Raw genomic sequence first — 16273 nt, 5'->3', positions numbered from 1 at the left:
CTCTCTTATTCTCCTTTGGCTGCTTTAGAGCTTTATGTTAACGAATCAAAAACAAATAATTATACTGTTTTTAGAATAGACCAACGAATGTTGTCAACCTTGCTCCATTTGGTATAACTATTCTTGCATTTCAGCAAGGAAAAATAGATTCTCCCAAAATCCTTGACTATATGTTAATAAACAAGTTTATTTCGGCATATATACATATATGGTTTTCTTAAACTTGTAAACTTCCAGGTTTGAGTGGTTAAAAATCGGTAGAGGTTTACTATTTGAGTTTGAAAGAACATGTATATATACATGGGTAAACTTAAACCTTAAACTTGTATGCTGTATGCGCCGTAAGCTTTACCTTGGCAGCTGCTCTTTAGCTGGTTCAAGGCTTTACCTTCTTCTCCTTGCTGAAATTTCGACGTTCTTCTCTTCAACTTCGCTTGTTGCCAGGAGATTTGGTTGAACTTGCCTCTTGTCTCAGGCATCATGCTTCTCTGCTCAGCTTCCTTCTACATGCCGATGCTTACCCTTGGCAGTCATAGGCTTGATTGTTCTGTCCTTGGCTTAACCTTATTCATGTTCATGATGAAGTTTGAGTTTTCCTGCCAATCTCTTGAACTTATAAGCCGTATTGCTCAACCAGTTTGCTTGAACAACATCGAGGAGGATGCAGCTTTCCTTTACCCAACCAACTGCAGATCTTTTCTACTCATCCTTTTCATTCATATTTTTGGACGAAGCATCCACACTTACTTTTTCCGCTGCAAAGTTAGTGCAAGCCACATTTCTGCAAGTACCAGGTGCCTTATTCTCTGAATTTTTTCAAAAACTTTTCCGTCTGCTGCTCATCCAAAAAACTTTTCCTGCCCAAGGGTGAAATAATTCGATAATTCCTTGCTTCCTATGTTTTCCTTGCCAACTCTGATAGCACCGTAAAAAATAAATGTTTCACTTCTAAAAATATTGAATTATGAAAAAGATGGAAAATTCTTTCGCAGTAACAGGTTTCGTAGGTAAGGATGCAAGCATCCATCAGTTTACAACCGCAAGCGTAGCTCGTTTCTCGCTGGCCATCAGCCGCAATGAGAAGAATGGCGATGAAAACTCTCGCACTTCTGCCTTCATGAATGTAGAGGCTTGGCGCAAGAACGAGAACACCTCTTCATTCGACCGCCTGGTCAAGGGAGCACTCCTCACAGTAGAGGGCTACTTCAAGCCAGAGGAATGGCAGGATGCCGAGGGAGTCAAGCACAACCGAGTGATTCTCGTTGCCACCAAGTTCTACGAAGCTGTTGAGAAGGAGAACACTCCTGATTCTCAGCAGGGCAAGACCCAGAAGGATAAGTAAATCCTTCGCCCTCGTAAAAGAGCGGCCTTCGGGTCGCTTTTTTGTGCTTATACTTTTCCTTGCTGAAAGGGGAGACATATTATAAGGAGATTCTTGCAGAATTGATAATCCCTTAGCATCTTGTCATTCACTCTTTTATTTTGTTATTTGATCCATATACCAAACCTTATCTCCCCATCCTTCGCCAAAGAGAGCAGGAGAGAGGGATGCTATAAAATACTGAGCCTTGTTGTTGAGATGAGTGAGCATAGTGACCAGCTTGAATTGCCATTCAATATCAAGTGAGTACGTAGGCTCATCTATCATTACGATGGCTTCGTTTCCATTTAGCAGGAACACTCTCAGCAAAATCAATAGAATTTGCTTTTCGCCAGAAGACAGTGCTTCTACAGGTAATATTCCATTGTCTGTAAAAACAGTAAACTTGCTGCCTTCTATTTCGATGCGTTTGCCAGTCATGACAAAGAAATCGTTTATTACCTTCTGAAAATCAGCTATTTTGGCTTTCATTTCAATTCTTCTCTCCTCTGAACTATCTAGCATAGACATGCGGAGGCTCATGAGTGAAGGTCCGGTCTTCATGTCATATATATAGTAATCCAATTCCTGCGATAGGACATTGCTTGTCTTACGCTTGTCTCTCAATGCAATGTTGTCAATGGAGGGAAGATAAATGATATGATCTTTGCTTTCTTTGTCTTCTGCTAAAGATTGATATAGATTTCTCAGGAATGTGGTCTTGCCACTTCCATTGCTGCCCATAATGATATTAACATCAGAATGTGGCTGAAACTGAACGTGTAGATTATTCCTGATTTCAACATCTATATGATTCAATATTGTCTGTTTCATACTTCAATATATTTTCCTGGATTGAATGATTCATGTTCCCCATGAAATACATATCCCAGTTGATTTGACACACAGTTGGTATTGCCAATCTTCACATCCACATTGTAGTGAGAGTGACCGAATATCCAGTAATCTATGCCGCTATTCTTGATGTACTCTTCCAATTCCACTGTGAAGGCACCATTGGCTTGACTGTCAGCGAACTTGGGACATTGCATCTGAAAAGACGGAACATGATGCGTGACAACTATCTTTCTTCTGGCCTTGCTGCATGAAACAGCATCTTTCAAGAAAGACAGGCATCTTTCATGTTCACGGTTGAAGTCTGCAAACGTTAGAAGATCTCCATTGAAGATGATGCGTCGGAAGTCGCTTATGACTTGTTCTGTATAGTATGCCTCCTTCAGTGGAATTTTAGACCACAATGTTGTAATGAAGAGGTCGGTGTCTCCAATGTGAACAACAGCATTATAATAGCTGTGAACATTGGGGCGTATTTCAAGACAAAAGCCATCGTTAAGCTTGGCAATGTCATAGTATTTGTAGAACTCATGGTTGCCCATGCAGGCTATGACTTGCTGATAGTTCTCAGAAGCCCAGTCCCAGAAGGGATGTTTGGAATAGTTCTCGTCTCCCAGGTAGCCAATGTCTCCAGCCAGAACGAGAATATCTCCTGTTACTTGCAGGGGATTCTCCTTCAGGAATCTCCAGTTGTCGGCAAACTCCAGGTGGAGGTCTGATGCATATTGTATTTTCATAATTGTTCAGTTGTAAATAATTCGTCTAATTGTTCCAATAAAGCCTCGATGAATGATGAATTCTGATCAAGAGAAGTTGGCTTCAATAGCCTCACGAAATTTCTCTAATCCTTCCATTCTATTTCATTTATTAAACGTTCAACTTCGCCTTCCACTCGTGGGTCTTCATCCTCACTCAGTGAAATGGCCAATGATAATCTGTCCACCCATTCGGCTTTGGTACCAATGGCGGTGACAGGTGGGTATTTCCATGCCTCGATGATAATGTTGCCATCAAATTCGTTAGGACGCACCAAAGCTCCTGATGATTTGAATTCCCGGAGTTGTTTAACATGCATCAAGATCATTCTTTCAGAACCGGGATTCAGCCATGTATAATGTGCAAGTGCATTGATTCCGCATCCTGGGAAATGAGCGTCAGAAAGCAGGTCGTCACAGAAAATGCGTTCTTCTACAGGATTGAGGAGGAACGGTTGAGCCTGCTCCCACAGTTCCTTTCCATTCTTGTCGAAGTGGACGACCTTTCGCTTAGATCCATCAGATACTTTCTGGCAAAGCCCCAAGTCTTCAAGGCAAGTTATTCCAAGCGTAATGCTTGCGTATGAATAAGGTATTTTATCTTCTATGTCACGTGCAGCCAATCCTTCAATACTCTCTATCTGCAGATGATAGAGTAGCAGGTATTGGGCTACTGGTGACAGAGCCTTAGCCTGCTTGGTCTTGCGAATGCGCTCATTAGCCAGAAGCATAGGTAAATGAACGTATTTGTCCGAGACTATGAAATAAACATCTTTGTCTATGAGTCTCTGTCTTTCATAAGCTGGACAGTTTGGCAGCAGGAATACGACAGGAAGTTTGAACAGTGAAGCGAGATTGCTTGCTGTAATGGCCAAACTTCGTGGTGGAGCTACCTTTCCTTTAGGTTCGGCGAAAAGTAAGGACATACCGTGGTATTCGCCATCGAAGAACTTGTATGCAAGTGAATCTCCAATGGTGACACCTTTCATCTGCGCCTTCTTCCGTTCTTGCAGCTGTATAGGTCTTCCTAATATGATGACATCATTTCTCATTTTAATCATTCTGTTTCATTTTAATACCCTATTAAAACGATGCAAATATATTAAAATAAACTGGTAATACCAAAGTTTTTTGCATTTTTTATGCAGAAAGGTTAAAATGTATGCAAAAACCAGATTTTCTTTAAGATAAATATGGTTATTTCCAAATAAAAGAGTATTTTTGCACTTTACACAAATATACGTAAAATATAAGGATAGAGCCGTGATACGGTCTTAGCAATATAGTAATAATGAAATATATTTGGTTGATTATCTTTCTGATATTGCCGATAGTCGGTGTTCTTTATACCGCTTGGCGAATGTGGCATTTACTGCCTTTTTCCATTGCCATGAAATGGGTGGCAGTGGGAGTTTTATTTGTATGGTTCAGTACCATATTCATCGCCTTTTCGGGAGCGTTAGAGAAAATGCCACTTTTTGCGGCAACTGCAGTTTATGAAGTGGGCTTTTCCTTTATCTTCATCCTGCTGTATCTGGTGATGCTGTTCCTCGTGCTCGATATTGGCCGCCTTGTTCATATAGTGCCAAAAGCATGGCTTTTCGACAATGGTTATACTTCCATAGGCATTTTTGCTGTTATGCTGCTGCTTTTTAGCTATGGCAACATACACTATAATAATAAGGTGAGAGAACAGATCGATATCAAGACTGATAAGGCTATCTGCTTAGATAAGAAGAGTACTAAGATAGTACTCCTTAGCGATCTTCATCTCGGTTATCACAACCGCCGTTCTGACTTCAAGAAATGGGTGGACATGATCAATGCTGAGCAGCCCGAATTCATATTGATAGCTGGAGACATCATAGACAACAGCGTCCGTCCTTTGATGGAAGAGAACGTAGCTGAAGAGTTTCATCGACTGAAAGCCCCTGTCTATGCTTGTCTTGGCAACCATGAGTATTACAGCAACCAACCAAAGGCAAGGCGATTTTATCGTGAAGCAGGCATTACGTTGCTGCAGGATAGCGTGGCAAAGATAGGCAATCTGTGCATCATCGGCAGGGACGACCGCACGAATATGCAGCGCAAATCCCTAGTGATGATTATGGAAGAGGCAAGAAAGAAGGGCTTCATTTCTGACTTGCATCATGGAAAATATTCGAATGAGTTTCTCGTTCTTCTCGACCACCAGCCTTATCATTTGGAAGAAGCTGAACATGACGGCATTGACTTCCAGTTTAGTGGTCACACCCATCACGGACAGGTTTGGCCTGTCTCCTGGGTTACCGATGCATTATACGAGAAAGCCTATGGCTCACTTCAAAAGGGCAATACCCGATACTACATCAGTTCTGGCATGGGAATCTGGGGTGGAAAATTCCGCATAGGCACTCAGTCGGAGTATGTAGTGCTGACGATTGAACATAAGTAGAATATAAGATTTGTGTATTTATTAAGAGCGGCCTTCGGGTCGCTTTTTTTATGCCTATACTTTTCCTTGCTGAAAGGATAGTCCTGTTATAGGAAGATTTCATTCATCGACTTCTGGGAATCGGTAAGAATTCTGTTGCGAAGGTAATGGTTCTGTCTTATCTTTACAAGGTCAGGGCGATGCTTTGCTGAAAAATCTCCACACCATTCGGGTAGTATTTTGCAGACAAAACCTTGTATGGATAGGCATAACACCTTCTGAATGCAACATAATTTTTAACCATCCCCGAAGTAGTTGATCTACGAAAGGGAGATAAAATCAGATGGCATTATGACAACAATGAAATCAATTCTCAGCCGACTTACTCAGGCAGTGAACGGCACAGACAAGGAACTCTTCAATGAGCAGGAGTTGAACCAGTTTGCTTCATTCTATCTTGACAAGTGGGATGAAAACACAAGCGAGGACGTGGTGGCAGAGTCTTTCGTGGACTATTGGTGGAACACCGACAGGGCTTGCAGACGATGCTCGGAATGTGGCAAGCTGATGCGTGAGGGTTATTGCGCTGACATGGGAGTAGCCTACTATTGCAGCAAGGACTGTCTGCATAGCGACTTCACGGATGAGGAATGGGCTGAGGAATGTGAATCCAACGACCAGAGTTATTATACAGAATGGTAATCCTGACGTTTCCCCTGACACTTTGGGTTGTTAGGGGAAGCGAGAAGGAACTCTCGCCAGATACCCGTACCTTTGTACACGTTTATACATGTAGCCACGTACACGTGGAGCCATGTACACATGAATACGTTAATACATATATACAAAAGATTTTATATTATGTCATTGAAAATCATTACATTCGCCAATCATAAAGGTGGCGTTTCGAAGACCACCTCTACAGCCTCCATCGGGGCTTGTATGGCACGTATGGGCAAGAAAGTCCTGCTCATAGACCTTGACGGTCAGGCAAATCTTACCCTGTATTTCATCCCGAATGAAGATGAGGTGCAGGCAAGCATCTTTGACTCTCTGGTTGATGGTGCACCCCTGCCAGTGAAACACATCAGGGAGAACCTCGACCTCGTTCCTTCCTCTCTCGAAATGGCAAGCGCTGAGATTGCTCTCACCAATCTCCTGGCAAGAGAACAGCTCCTGAGCCGACTGCTCGAACCCGTGAAGCAGAACTATGACTACATTCTCATAGACTGTCCTCCATCTTTGGGAATCGTTACCACAAACGCTTTCCTTGCAGCTGATGAAATCATCGTTCCGATGACTCCAGAACTTCTTCCTCTGAAAGGTATGAGAATGCTCGATTCCTTTGTCTCGACCTTGCAGCGAGTGAAGCCGAACCTCAGACTGGGAGGCGTTTTTATAGCCAGATTCAACCATCGCAAGTTGAACAAGGTGGTTGAGCAAGCCGTGAAGTCTCGTTATGAGACTATCACCATGCAGACTCGCATCCGTGAAAATATCGCCCTGGCAGAATCGGCAGGCAGTGGTCAGAGCATCTTCGAGTACGACCCTCAGTCGAACGGAGCGAAGGATTATCAGGCATTGACAGAAGAAATTATTTCACGTAATCAGTAAAGACTATGGCAAAGAAGAATATGGACATTCTGCTTGGCAACATTCTCGGAAAGGCTGCCATTCATCCGCAGGACAGATTTGACAAGTCTCCTGGGTGCTCAAAGGAAGAAAGAAATGAAGTTACAAGCCCTCAGACAGAGAGCGATTCGCCCAATGATGAACCCTGGCGACATTTCTCCTTTATATGCTCAAAGGAACTCGTTGACAAGGTTCAGAGCATCGCCCGAAAGGAAGGTTTCACCATCCGCTCCTTCATGGAATACGTCATGAAACAAGGCGTTGAAGCTTATGAGTCGAAATATGGTAAGGTCAAGAAAATCAGAACTAAAACCATTAGGGAAGTCATGTAGAAAATGTGGATGTGTAGCCATGTACACATGAATACATTGATACACGTGTACGTTGATACATATATACGTTAATACATGTCCACATGTGGATATGAATACAATGAAATTAAATAACATCAAAAACGAAAAGTCATGAAAATGAAAAAGTATCTTTCAATCGCCATCCTTCTGATGATGATGGCTTCACCAGTAGTATTCACCTCTTGCGACAATGATGACCCGATGGAGGAGGTCGAGAGTCCGGGAACAAAACTGGACGTTTGGACAGAGCCTTACCATATCATGGGTGCAAATGTGGATGAGGTCAAGAGCTATATGGCTCAATCCATGAAGCGTTACCGCCAGGTAGCTGAGACTTCCGGCGACAACATCCAGTTGACCTTTATGACTGGGCAGGGTAGTGAAGGCATTCTTTACAGTTTCTCCCGTCTTGACGGTTCTCTTTATTCTGTCATAGATACGGAGCGAAGTGTGAACCGTGGGCTTGTCATTGACTATCTGAAGAAGTACTACACGCTTGTTTCTGCCGATGAAGCCAGCCTGCAGTACTGCTTCACCAACCAGGACAAATCCATGGTTATTACAACCATGAAGGTTTCAGACTCCTATTTCAATGTAAACTATTCATTGGTTTATTGATAGAGAAAAATAAGATTACCACCATCAGAACTTCGTGCTCTGGTGGTGGTAGTTTTAGATGACTGTGCGTGCTTGAAGGTGCATCCTGCTCTTTGTTGTGCTAAATAATAATAAAAATAACGTCTGATGGATATAAAAACAAGTTTTATTTCTTATATTTGCAATCAAATTACAAATATCGAGGCTAAAATGGTTTTAGAGATACGTTTAAGCAATATGTTCTCGTTTCGAGACGAGGTGACTTTGGACTTGCAGGCTGCCAAGATTCAGACAAAGAAGGCAAGGGAGCTTGAAGGTAATCTGTTTTCTGTGGATGGAGAACAGATGTTGAAGAGCGTTGCCTTATTTGGAGCCAACGCTTCGGGTAAAAGCAATGTGATTAAAGCCATCAGAGCTTGTGTGAACATGGTTCGTTCATCACATAATTATAATGTTGACACCAGGTTTGCCATCTCACCTTTCAAGTTTGAGGATTATGCCAACAAGCCAAGCTCCTTCTACATCCGTTTCCTGCTGAATGGAGTAGAGTATGAGTATTCCTTCTCCTTTATGCATGATGAAATCATCACCGAGACATTGTACTATTATCCGAATGGTCGCAAGTCGCTGGTATTCAGCCGTGATGAAAGTAGAGGAACAGAGAAGAAAGACATCTATGAGTTTAAGACTGTCATCAAGCGTCCTTTCGATGTGGCTGACAATACATCGAAGAAGACACTCTATATTTCTCGTGCCAGTCAGATGGACAGGAAAATAGCCCAAAAGATTTTCCTGTTCTTCTGCAATGACATCGTGCTTGATTATCAGGTGGCTAACATTGATTCTTTGGATAATTTGTTCAAGGAACGAAAGGAGCAGATGCTGGAGGTGTTGAGAACGGCAGATAGCGACATCATTGACTTCAAGATTCAGAACAATGCCATCACGACGTTTCATCGTACCAACCCTTCCGTTGCGTTTGATTTCGAGACGGAAGAGTCGGAAGGAACCAAGACTTTGTTCCGGATGATGGTGAGGATGATAGGTATTATCCATGAAGGAAAGATGCTCCTTGTCGATGAGATAGATAACAGTCTCCATACCCAGCTGGTGGAATTTGTGATAGGTATGTTCAATCATAGCGACCATGCTCAGCTCATCTACACCACTCATAACACCCATTTGCTGAACACCGATTTCCAGCGAAGGGATCAGGTGTATTTCGTGAACAAGCGAGAGGATGGAAGCAGTGATCTATATTCTCTGTTTGATTTCAAGGATTTCCGGGACACGCTGGATATGGAGAAGGCTTATCTGCAGGGACGCTTTGATGCTATTCCTACCATATCTAATCTCACTATTTAGCTTATTATGAAACATTTTACTTATCTTCGTACATAAATTATAAATATATGGCACAGATGAATCTTACTCCATTGGATGATGTGCTTGATAAGCACTTTGGAAAAGTTGGTACTCCGAAACGTGACGCATTTGAAAGAGACGTGGATGAAGCTTTACACGCTTACCGCTTGGAAGAAGCCGTTAAAAAAAAACTCGTATAGAGTAGAACTTGCCCCAAGAATAACTGGGTGAGCGTATAGGTGTGAAAAGAGCACAAAAGTGGCATTGTGGTAAAACTACATAGTGAAGTCCTCTCTGGTAGTAAAAACAGAGAGGACTTTGTTATTTATTTTAACTCAACCTCCACATTTTTATTTGGCACGAAGGACATGTTTCCTTCATAACATGGCTTGGCTGAATCATATTTGCCCATGAAATCAGAACGATATACCATCACATGATAAGTGCCGGAAACTAAGTTCGACAGATTGAAACTTACATTATAGTTGCACATACAGTCTGCCTCAATCGTGGAATCTCCCAAAGGAATTAAAACAATACGGATTTCTCCGTCTTGTGAACATACTTGAGGGCTAAATCCATTTACTGCACAATTTGCCTGAAGGTCTGTTACTTGAAAATGAGCAACACCTTTTGCATCAACAGAAACCAACATCTGTGTAGGCTTTTCTTTTTCTGCTTTATAATATTCAGGACGACTTTCTGTTGCTGAGAAGGATGATGTACAGCCAGAGTTTACCACATCACTCATTCTTACCTGCTCCATGACATTCTGTTCCGTAGAACAAGCTCCCATTGCCATAGCAGCCATAACTAAAAATACAACTTGTTTAACCATAACTATATCTATTTTTAATTTTGAATTGAACGAATTGACTCAATCAACTTATAAGTATCGATTATTGCTTCTAACGATTGTTCTGAGGAACTCTTTTGTTTCTCTACTGCATCGACAAAACTTTTGATGGTATCAAAGTAGCCTTGCGTAACTATCTGATTGTTATGGATAGTTGGCACGAAGTTATTTCTGTCGAACAAATGAACATCGACCCTCTTCCGTTGAAAAACTTTCTCGACAGGTACACCCATCAACGTAGATTGCTTACCTTTATATATCAAACTCTCCATCTGCTCCATTTCAAAGATACCAGATGAAGTGTTTACCGTCATGCACTCTTTTGCATCATTCCAGGAATAACCAGTTGAAAGTTCTAAAACACCTGTAGCTTTTTCGTGTTCGAGTACCAACATAAGTGTATGATGCTCTATCCAGCCAGCAAACTTAACTTCTGCCTTTCCGAATAGAAACGTCACGTAATCCAATGGATGAACGAAAAGTTCCAACATCGCATCACCTTCAGGATATGACCCTGTGAGATATTTGAGATTGTAGCTCATTCTTCCCTTGCTCTTCTGTAATTCCTTTTTTAGGATACGGATGACGGGGGCATTCCGCTTTTGCAATCCAACAGTTACTTGCGGAAAGCCGGCCGCTTTTCTCATTCCGATTAGTTGCAACAGTTCGTCTTCACTCTGGCATGGAGGCTTTTCTATAAATAGATCCTTGCCACTCTTGATAACCTCCGAAGCTATCGTGAAATGAGATTGTGGAGAAACCGACACAAACACGCCCTTAATGTCATCATCATGCAAAATATCATCCAAAGATGTTGTCGCACAGACATTGGGATAAGCCGCTTCTATGAGCGGTAACTTGTCTTCTGACTTACAGCAAATATATTTCAATGGAACATGAAGATAGTTCAGAACAGGGTACAGATTATTTGTACTATGGTTACCAATGCCCACAAAAGCATAATTGCCACCATATATCTGCTTCAACTGCCTCATGCTCCTTACCCGCTTATAACGGTCGATGATGTTCTTTATATATTCCATTAGCTATAAATTCTATTAATGTATTGCCTATATGTTTCATTAACGTTGTTTGTCCATTGATATTTTCCATAAACGACTTGAATAAGCTTTTTTGGCAGAAATCTTTCAAGGTTTCGCAGCAATATCAAATCATATTTTCGATGGAAGTTGATCCAACAGGCATTGCATTCCTTCGAGTATCTGCATTGCTCCTTATGTGCGAATCTCGAATTGAATATATCATCCAGCGAATGTGTATGGATGTTGCCAAGCTTCACATCGAGATTCTGGCATAGTGGAACATCGCCATTCGAGTGAATCACCAATTCGCTAAAGATACTTTGACAACGCAACCTGAGATTACCGTTTCGCCATTCTTCATACAAGGCTACAAAATCAAAATTTTCTTCTGTATCATGTATGTTTTGAGGTATGTTTTGAATGTAATTTTCAAAATCTACGGAAAGAAGATCTGCTGTAGTATCAAAGAAATCCATCGTTCCATAAATTCCGATTCTCACGTCAATGTCATATTCCTTTGCCACCTCTATGACATATCTCATATCAGAAAAGGAATTCCAGGGTGACAGGCAGAACATGAGGGAGATAGGAACCTCATCTCTCACCGCTTTCACAACCTCTATTACCTTATCATGCCCATTGCATCCTCTCATGCTCTTGTATGTTTCCTTATCACCATCAAGAGATACATACAAATGAGCAGGATGAAACTTTCTCACGGCATCTATCACTTTTTGGGGATTTAAGCAGTTGGATAGTAATGTATAATTGGGATGATTCTCCTTGAACCACTCCATTATTACATCTGCCTCAGGATGAAGCAGGAACTCCCCACCTTCCAATCCAACAACCGTATGCTGAGAGATGCATTTACTGCGCATAATTTCCCTGATGTCTTTAAAAGAAAGATGCTCTACTGGTTTTTGCCAAATTGAGCAATGCTTGCAACGGGATTGGCATTTTGTTGTGGAATACAACATTAGCGTACTCAGCATCTTGTGCCGAGGACGTAACATATTGTTGAGGTACATAACCCCATTTCGTATATAGTCTTTTGTCTTGTACATGCGTCTTAAGAAACTTTTGTGTTTCTACTATTAAAGATACACCAAAAGTTCTAAAGACTGCATGGGACATTGTTTTTACCATGTAAACCTGATTCCGAATGGAACGGTAATGGTAAACGGATGTTCTGTCCAAATTGTACGAGTAGTACTTCCATTAGGTATGTGCCAACTGAATGTCGGTTCCAGATAAACACCCCAATTCTTCGCAAAATTATATTGTAATCCGATACCCGTACCAACTGTCCATTGGAATGGTGGGGTAAAATGCCAGCTATCTGAATATGGAATTACTGTTCCTGTTACATATTGTTCATCTGTCTTGCCAGATAAAGGTATGTTCAGGATGATACCTGCGGATGTGTATGCTGTCCACCTGTTTGCGCCAAACCACTTGTATGACAAACGCAAAGGAATACCCAAATAATGAATTTTCTGTCGCTTTTGTACATAGTAGTCATCCTCACCCAAAATGAATTCAGACTTCAGTTGGGAGTATTGAAGACCAGTCTCCATGTTCCAATTTCTATTGATAGTCTTAGTCATGGACAATCCCAATGTGATTGGTTTGTCATGATACTCATGCTCTACGATTTTTCCACCGTTTTTAATGTTATTGATATTGTTCGTATTGTTGATGGCGATTTCCATAAGAGCCTTTTCTGCCTCCGACATATGGCCATGCGCATTCTGCTGTAAATACTGAGAATATTGCTCCCAAGTTGAAAACATTTGTGGACCTGAAGGTTGAGGACCATCGGTTATATCTTCTCCCTTGCCCACAAGCATCTTATAAGCACTCTGAGCCAATGCAGAACCCACAGAACCCATGGCAAGCAGTTGCCACTTGCTTTTGTAACTTGGAGTAATTTCCTTTGCTATAAATTTTTCTAGCTCAGGAACAACCTGTTTTATTGTATCGAGTGAAACGCTATCTTTATCTATTGCTACTACAATATTGATTGCCGAATCAGTCTTTTCATAACCAGTTTCGAAATCTGTTTTATGATCAGTTTTATAATCTGTTTGAATGCCAACAGAATCAACAACGAGGTAATCCGGCAAATTCATTTTGTCCTGACTTGCCGTTGTTATTATATTCTTGTCAACCACAGGAGATTGGGTAGTAGGCTGCACAGTTACACGATCAACAGAACGCTTTCCCTTGGCAGCATCATTTATATTGGCTACAGGTTGTTGCTCCTTTTCCGTACCTCTCTTCCAAAACAGATATTTATATATAGGTATGCTGACGAGCAATATGGAAATGACAGTCAGCATTCGCCTGTTTATCATATTACGCAACAATCCCTTTGCTCTTGTCAATTGTGATGATGAACTATGTGGCTCAATACCAAGCTTTTCTGCAATTTCTTTATGCGAAAAGCCGTCAATGACAGCCATTCTGAACACGTTGCGGTATCCGGAAGGCAACTTGTCGATAAGCTCAAAAAGTTCTTTTTCTTCCAATTTGGAATCAGAAGTATAAGAACTTTCCACATCAAACCCATCCCCAATTTCCGAGAAAGATAGCACTTGTATCTTACGCTTCCTCTCTAAATATCGCAAGGATACATTTTTAGTAATGGCAACAAGCCATTCCCCAAACTTTGAAGCATCCTTTAGCTTTTCCAAAGAATAATAAGCACGTATAAACGATTCTTGGACGAGGTCATCCACCGTGTCCTCGTCCTCTTGGGTAATTTTTATGCAAGCGTTTCTCATCCTTTGAGAATACGCCTGATAAACAGTTTTTAAAGCGTCAGTATCACCTGCCTTTACTCTTTCTATCAGCTTTTCTATCTTCATGTTGGGTGTGCGATATTGTGCACAATATATATAAGATACGTGAAAAAGCGAAAAGACTGCGTGAGTTGATGTTAAAGAATGCTAATATTACAAGGTGATGCAATGTTGTACATCAACTTGGATTTATTTTTTCTGGAAAAATTGCCCTAAAAACAACTTTTTTGAAACTTTTTTCTTGCTACGAAAAAAGACTTCACTCTCTCTTTCTACCTTTGCATCGTCAAAACAAGGAAGTATGGGTGAGCGGCTTAAACCAGCACACTGCTAACGTGCCGGACCGAAAGGTTCCGAAGGTTCGAATCCTTCTGCTTCCGCACTTTGGCTCGTTAGCTCAGTTGGATCAGAGCACGACGCTACGAACGTCGGTGTCGGGAGTTCGAGTCTCTCACGAGTCACAATATTGGAGGTTTGGCAGAGTTGGTCTATTGCACCGGTCTTGAAAACCGGCAGGCGGCAACGTCTCAAAGATTCGAATCCTTTAGCCTCCGCAAACTTGCCCTATCGCATAACGGTAGTGCGGCAGATTCTGGATCTGCAAGTGGTGGTTCGATTCCATCTGGGGCAACATCAGTAAGGAGCTTTGGCAGACTTGGTGTATGCGCGGGACTGAAAATCCCGAGAACGTGGTTCGACTCCACGAGGCTCCACTTTAAAATTCGGGAGTGCTCCAGTGGCAACGAGGGCGGACTGTAAATCCGCTGTCTGATGACTTCGTAGGTTCGAGTCCTACCTCCCGAACTCAACTTGCCCTATGGTATAATGGTAGCACAACAGGTTTTGGTCCTGTTAGCGAAGGTTCGATTCCTTCTGGGGCGACAAGTTAAGAAACAACTTCATGGTGTAATTGGTAGCATACCAGATTTCGGTTCTGGAGGTGGTGGTTCGAATCCATCTGGAGTTTATATGGAGTTTGTAGCTCAGTTGGTAGAGTGCCAGGTTGTGGCTCTGGTGGTCGTGGGTTCGATCCCCATCAAACTCCCAAATGCTTCAATAGCACAGTGGTAGTGCAGCTCACTTGTAATGAGCAGGTCGTAGGTTCGAATCCTACTTGAAGCTCCACATAAGAAAGGCTTCTCTTCAGGCAGTTTTGCTTGAAAAGAAGCCTTTTAGCTTTCTTGTAAGACGATGTCTCGCTGATGTTCGTTCATAATTTTCCTCCTTTTTCCTTACACAAAGTTCAGAATAGATTTGAGTCTGTCCTGTACCTTGTTGAGCACCTGGATGGTGTCTTCGTTGTTCTTATCCTTCTTGTTTTCAAGAAGAATGATAGCCTTCTTTATCAGCTTGCAGTCCTCTATGGATAAAGGCATTTCAGTGATAGAGTAGTCTGGATCAGCGTATCTGTAGTATATTCTATCATAAACTTCGATAGGAGCATTGTAGCCCAGTTTGTCAGATCTCATAATCTGTATGTCCATCTGAACAGTTCTGGCGCATACTCCTTTGGTGATTCCCTCCATGTCGTAGAGGGCATCGCTACATGCCTCCACGAGATCATCGAGAGTCCATCTTCTGTATCTGTTTCTCAAACAGTTGTCTATAGTTTTGTACCTTATTAAGGCATTCTTATTTGCTGGCATAGTTCTTTCATTTTAAACGTAAAAAATGGTTGGATTTAATCCAGCTTTTTCTCGCCATGTCAGAGCAGATGCAAGCAGTTGACTAAAAAGAAAAAGTTGGATTCTCCCGGCAAGGAAACTCCAACTCTTCAATATTATCTTTGTTCTCTGTGGGGCACGCTGTTACGATACCCGATAGAAATAACTATGCGAATAATGATGTGGAAATCCTATACCGGCTGTATCTGATGTACTTGATGTATGTACATAACTATTCCGCTCAAAGCGTCGATAGCTCTGAACGAATGATTGTGATGTTATGTGCATATTTAAATTCATTTCCGTATAGGATTTTTATATTTTTACTTTTTTATTTGTCTAATTCGGCTGCAAAGATACAAAAATAGTGCGAAATCTTTTTGCGTAGCAGCAAAAAAATGGTATAAACATGCGGATTTTAAGTAAAAAGAGCAGTTCTTATAGTGATAATCGGCTGATTTTCCCTGATAATGCTTCGCCCCACGCCATGAAGGACGCTACTGGAGTTCCACCTGATAGACCTTGCATTTAGGTCAGCAGAGCATGACGTAAGTGCAAAGCCCCTCAGTCGGA

The 16273-nt window shown here is 41.7% G+C and carries 15 protein-coding genes, 10 tRNA genes and 1 pseudogene; 18 read left to right on the top strand and 8 right to left on the bottom strand.

Features of this window, described 5'->3' with window-relative positions; all coding sequences use genetic code 11:
- Positions 1-964 precede the first annotated feature (964 nt).
- Complete coding sequence (locus tag DW917_RS14080; RefSeq protein WP_118081661.1) at positions 965-1342, top strand: single-stranded DNA-binding protein; 378 nt, start codon at positions 965-967, stop codon at positions 1340-1342.
- A 135-nt stretch (positions 1343-1477) separates the two neighbouring features.
- On the opposite strand, the gene DW917_RS14075 is transcribed toward DW917_RS14080, so the two are convergent.
- From DW917_RS14075 to DW917_RS14065, 3 genes are all read right to left on the bottom strand, one after another.
- Complete coding sequence (locus DW917_RS14075) at positions 1478-2194, bottom strand: AAA family ATPase (protein ID WP_118119699.1); 717 nt, start codon at positions 2192-2194, stop codon at positions 1478-1480.
- A complete protein-coding gene (locus DW917_RS14070) occupies positions 2191-2952 on the bottom strand; it encodes a metallophosphoesterase (RefSeq protein WP_118119697.1) in 762 nt (253 codons plus the stop codon). The genes DW917_RS14075 and DW917_RS14070 overlap by 4 nt, the downstream gene beginning before the upstream one ends.
- A gap of 104 nt (positions 2953-3056) precedes the next feature.
- Entirely contained in the window at positions 3057-4031 is a 975-nt protein-coding gene (locus tag DW917_RS14065; protein ID WP_233524753.1) for a hypothetical protein, read from the bottom strand.
- A 230-nt stretch (positions 4032-4261) separates the two neighbouring features.
- Here DW917_RS14065 and DW917_RS14060 point away from each other — a divergent pair, with 230 nt between their 5' ends.
- From DW917_RS14060 to DW917_RS14030, 7 genes are all read left to right on the top strand, one after another.
- On the top strand, positions 4262-5404 hold the full coding sequence (locus DW917_RS14060) for a metallophosphoesterase (protein WP_118119695.1): 1143 nt from the start codon (positions 4262-4264) through the stop codon (positions 5402-5404).
- 330 nt (positions 5405-5734) lie between these two features.
- Positions 5735-6085 (top strand): hypothetical protein, encoded by a 351-nt coding sequence (locus tag DW917_RS14055; RefSeq protein ID WP_199545570.1) that lies wholly within the window; start codon positions 5735-5737, stop codon positions 6083-6085.
- A 159-nt stretch (positions 6086-6244) separates the two neighbouring features.
- On the top strand, positions 6245-6997 hold the full coding sequence (locus tag DW917_RS14050) for a ParA family protein (protein ID WP_181976530.1): 753 nt from the start codon (positions 6245-6247) through the stop codon (positions 6995-6997).
- 5 nt (positions 6998-7002) lie between these two features.
- Entirely contained in the window at positions 7003-7347 is a 345-nt protein-coding gene (locus DW917_RS14045) for a hypothetical protein (protein ID WP_118119691.1), read from the top strand.
- Between the two features lie 132 nt (positions 7348-7479).
- On the top strand, positions 7480-7986 hold the full coding sequence (locus tag DW917_RS14040) for a hypothetical protein (protein ID WP_118119689.1): 507 nt from the start codon (positions 7480-7482) through the stop codon (positions 7984-7986).
- Between the two features lie 216 nt (positions 7987-8202).
- Complete coding sequence (locus tag DW917_RS14035) at positions 8203-9330, top strand: ATP/GTP-binding protein (RefSeq protein ID WP_233524752.1); 1128 nt, start codon at positions 8203-8205, stop codon at positions 9328-9330.
- 47 nt (positions 9331-9377) lie between these two features.
- Positions 9378-9530, top strand: coding sequence for an XRE family transcriptional regulator (locus DW917_RS14030; protein ID WP_199545568.1), 153 nt, complete (start codon positions 9378-9380; stop codon positions 9528-9530).
- 125 nt (positions 9531-9655) lie between these two features.
- Here DW917_RS14030 and DW917_RS14025 read toward each other — a convergent pair whose 3' ends face one another.
- From DW917_RS14025 to DW917_RS14010, 4 genes are all read right to left on the bottom strand, one after another.
- Positions 9656-10168, bottom strand: coding sequence for a hypothetical protein (locus DW917_RS14025; protein WP_147344200.1), 513 nt, complete (start codon positions 10166-10168; stop codon positions 9656-9658).
- A 14-nt stretch (positions 10169-10182) separates the two neighbouring features.
- Positions 10183-11229 carry a Gfo/Idh/MocA family oxidoreductase gene (locus tag DW917_RS14020; protein ID WP_118119684.1) on the bottom strand — a complete coding sequence of 349 codons (1047 nt, stop codon included), beginning with the start codon at positions 11227-11229 and terminating at the stop codon, positions 10183-10185.
- Complete coding sequence (locus DW917_RS14015) at positions 11229-12296, bottom strand: radical SAM protein (RefSeq protein WP_118119682.1); 1068 nt, start codon at positions 12294-12296, stop codon at positions 11229-11231. Before DW917_RS14015 ends, DW917_RS14020 begins: the two co-directional genes overlap by 1 nt.
- Positions 12297-12371: 75 nt before the next feature.
- The gene (locus tag DW917_RS14010) at positions 12372-14102 is read right to left on the bottom strand and encodes a sigma-70 family RNA polymerase sigma factor (protein ID WP_118119680.1); all 1731 of its coding nucleotides are present in this window, start codon (positions 14100-14102) and stop codon (positions 12372-12374) included.
- 229 nt (positions 14103-14331) lie between these two features.
- Between DW917_RS14010 and DW917_RS14005 the strand changes: the two genes are divergently transcribed.
- The 10 genes from DW917_RS14005 (at position 14332) to DW917_RS13960 (ending at position 15161) form a co-directional block, all read left to right on the top strand.
- Positions 14332-14416, top strand: a tRNA-Ser gene (locus DW917_RS14005).
- 6 nt (positions 14417-14422) lie between these two features.
- A tRNA-Arg gene (locus DW917_RS14000) sits at positions 14423-14497 on the top strand.
- A 7-nt stretch (positions 14498-14504) separates the two neighbouring features.
- A tRNA-Ser gene (locus tag DW917_RS13995) sits at positions 14505-14590 on the top strand.
- Between the two features lie 6 nt (positions 14591-14596).
- Positions 14597-14667: transfer RNA gene (locus DW917_RS13990), tRNA-Gln, on the top strand.
- 9 nt (positions 14668-14676) lie between these two features.
- A tRNA-Phe gene (locus tag DW917_RS13985) sits at positions 14677-14749 on the top strand.
- Positions 14750-14758: 9 nt separating this feature from the next.
- A tRNA-Tyr gene (locus DW917_RS13980) sits at positions 14759-14840 on the top strand.
- Between the two features lie 7 nt (positions 14841-14847).
- A tRNA-Gln gene (locus tag DW917_RS13975) sits at positions 14848-14918 on the top strand.
- 13 nt (positions 14919-14931) lie between these two features.
- Positions 14932-15003 (top strand) — tRNA-Arg (locus DW917_RS13970).
- Between the two features lie 5 nt (positions 15004-15008).
- Positions 15009-15081 (top strand) — tRNA-His (locus tag DW917_RS13965).
- Positions 15082-15086: 5 nt separating this feature from the next.
- Positions 15087-15161 (top strand) — tRNA-Thr (locus tag DW917_RS13960).
- A gap of 241 nt (positions 15162-15402) precedes the next feature.
- Here DW917_RS13960 and DW917_RS13955 read toward each other — a convergent pair.
- Positions 15403-15682 (bottom strand): annotated as a pseudogene (locus DW917_RS13955) (hypothetical protein); the annotation flags it as partial.
- Positions 15683-16273: the final 591 nt, after the last annotated feature.

It is taken from the genome of Prevotella sp. AM42-24 (assembly GCF_003461825.1).
Classification (GTDB): domain Bacteria; phylum Bacteroidota; class Bacteroidia; order Bacteroidales; family Bacteroidaceae; genus Prevotella; species Prevotella hominis.
This window is presented reverse-complemented; position numbering and strand designations above follow the sequence as displayed.

Coding starts and splice junctions, on each gene's coding strand:
- DW917_RS14015 (WP_118119682.1), bottom strand. CDS start 12,296: ATGTACAAGACAAAAGACTATATACGAAATGGGGTTATGTACCTCAAC.
- DW917_RS14030 (WP_199545568.1), top strand. CDS start 9,378: ATGGCACAGATGAATCTTACTCCATTGGATGATGTGCTTGATAAGCAC.
- DW917_RS14060 (WP_118119695.1), top strand. CDS start 4,262: ATGAAATATATTTGGTTGATTATCTTTCTGATATTGCCGATAGTCGGT.
- DW917_RS14020 (WP_118119684.1), bottom strand. CDS start 11,229: ATGGAATATATAAAGAACATCATCGACCGTTATAAGCGGGTAAGGAGC.
- DW917_RS14065 (WP_233524753.1), bottom strand. CDS start 4,031: ATGATTAAAATGAGAAATGATGTCATCATATTAGGAAGACCTATACAG.
- DW917_RS14050 (WP_181976530.1), top strand. CDS start 6,245: ATGTCATTGAAAATCATTACATTCGCCAATCATAAAGGTGGCGTTTCG.
- DW917_RS14010 (WP_118119680.1), bottom strand. CDS start 14,102: ATGAAGATAGAAAAGCTGATAGAAAGAGTAAAGGCAGGTGATACTGAC.
- DW917_RS14040 (WP_118119689.1), top strand. CDS start 7,480: ATGAAAATGAAAAAGTATCTTTCAATCGCCATCCTTCTGATGATGATG.
- DW917_RS14025 (WP_147344200.1), bottom strand. CDS start 10,168: ATGGTTAAACAAGTTGTATTTTTAGTTATGGCTGCTATGGCAATGGGA.
- DW917_RS14075 (WP_118119699.1), bottom strand. CDS start 2,194: ATGAAACAGACAATATTGAATCATATAGATGTTGAAATCAGGAATAAT.
- DW917_RS14055 (WP_199545570.1), top strand. CDS start 5,735: ATGACAACAATGAAATCAATTCTCAGCCGACTTACTCAGGCAGTGAAC.
- DW917_RS14035 (WP_233524752.1), top strand. CDS start 8,203: ATGTTCTCGTTTCGAGACGAGGTGACTTTGGACTTGCAGGCTGCCAAG.
- DW917_RS14070 (WP_118119697.1), bottom strand. CDS start 2,952: ATGAAAATACAATATGCATCAGACCTCCACCTGGAGTTTGCCGACAAC.
- DW917_RS14080 (WP_118081661.1), top strand. CDS start 965: ATGAAAAAGATGGAAAATTCTTTCGCAGTAACAGGTTTCGTAGGTAAG.
- DW917_RS14045 (WP_118119691.1), top strand. CDS start 7,003: ATGGCAAAGAAGAATATGGACATTCTGCTTGGCAACATTCTCGGAAAG.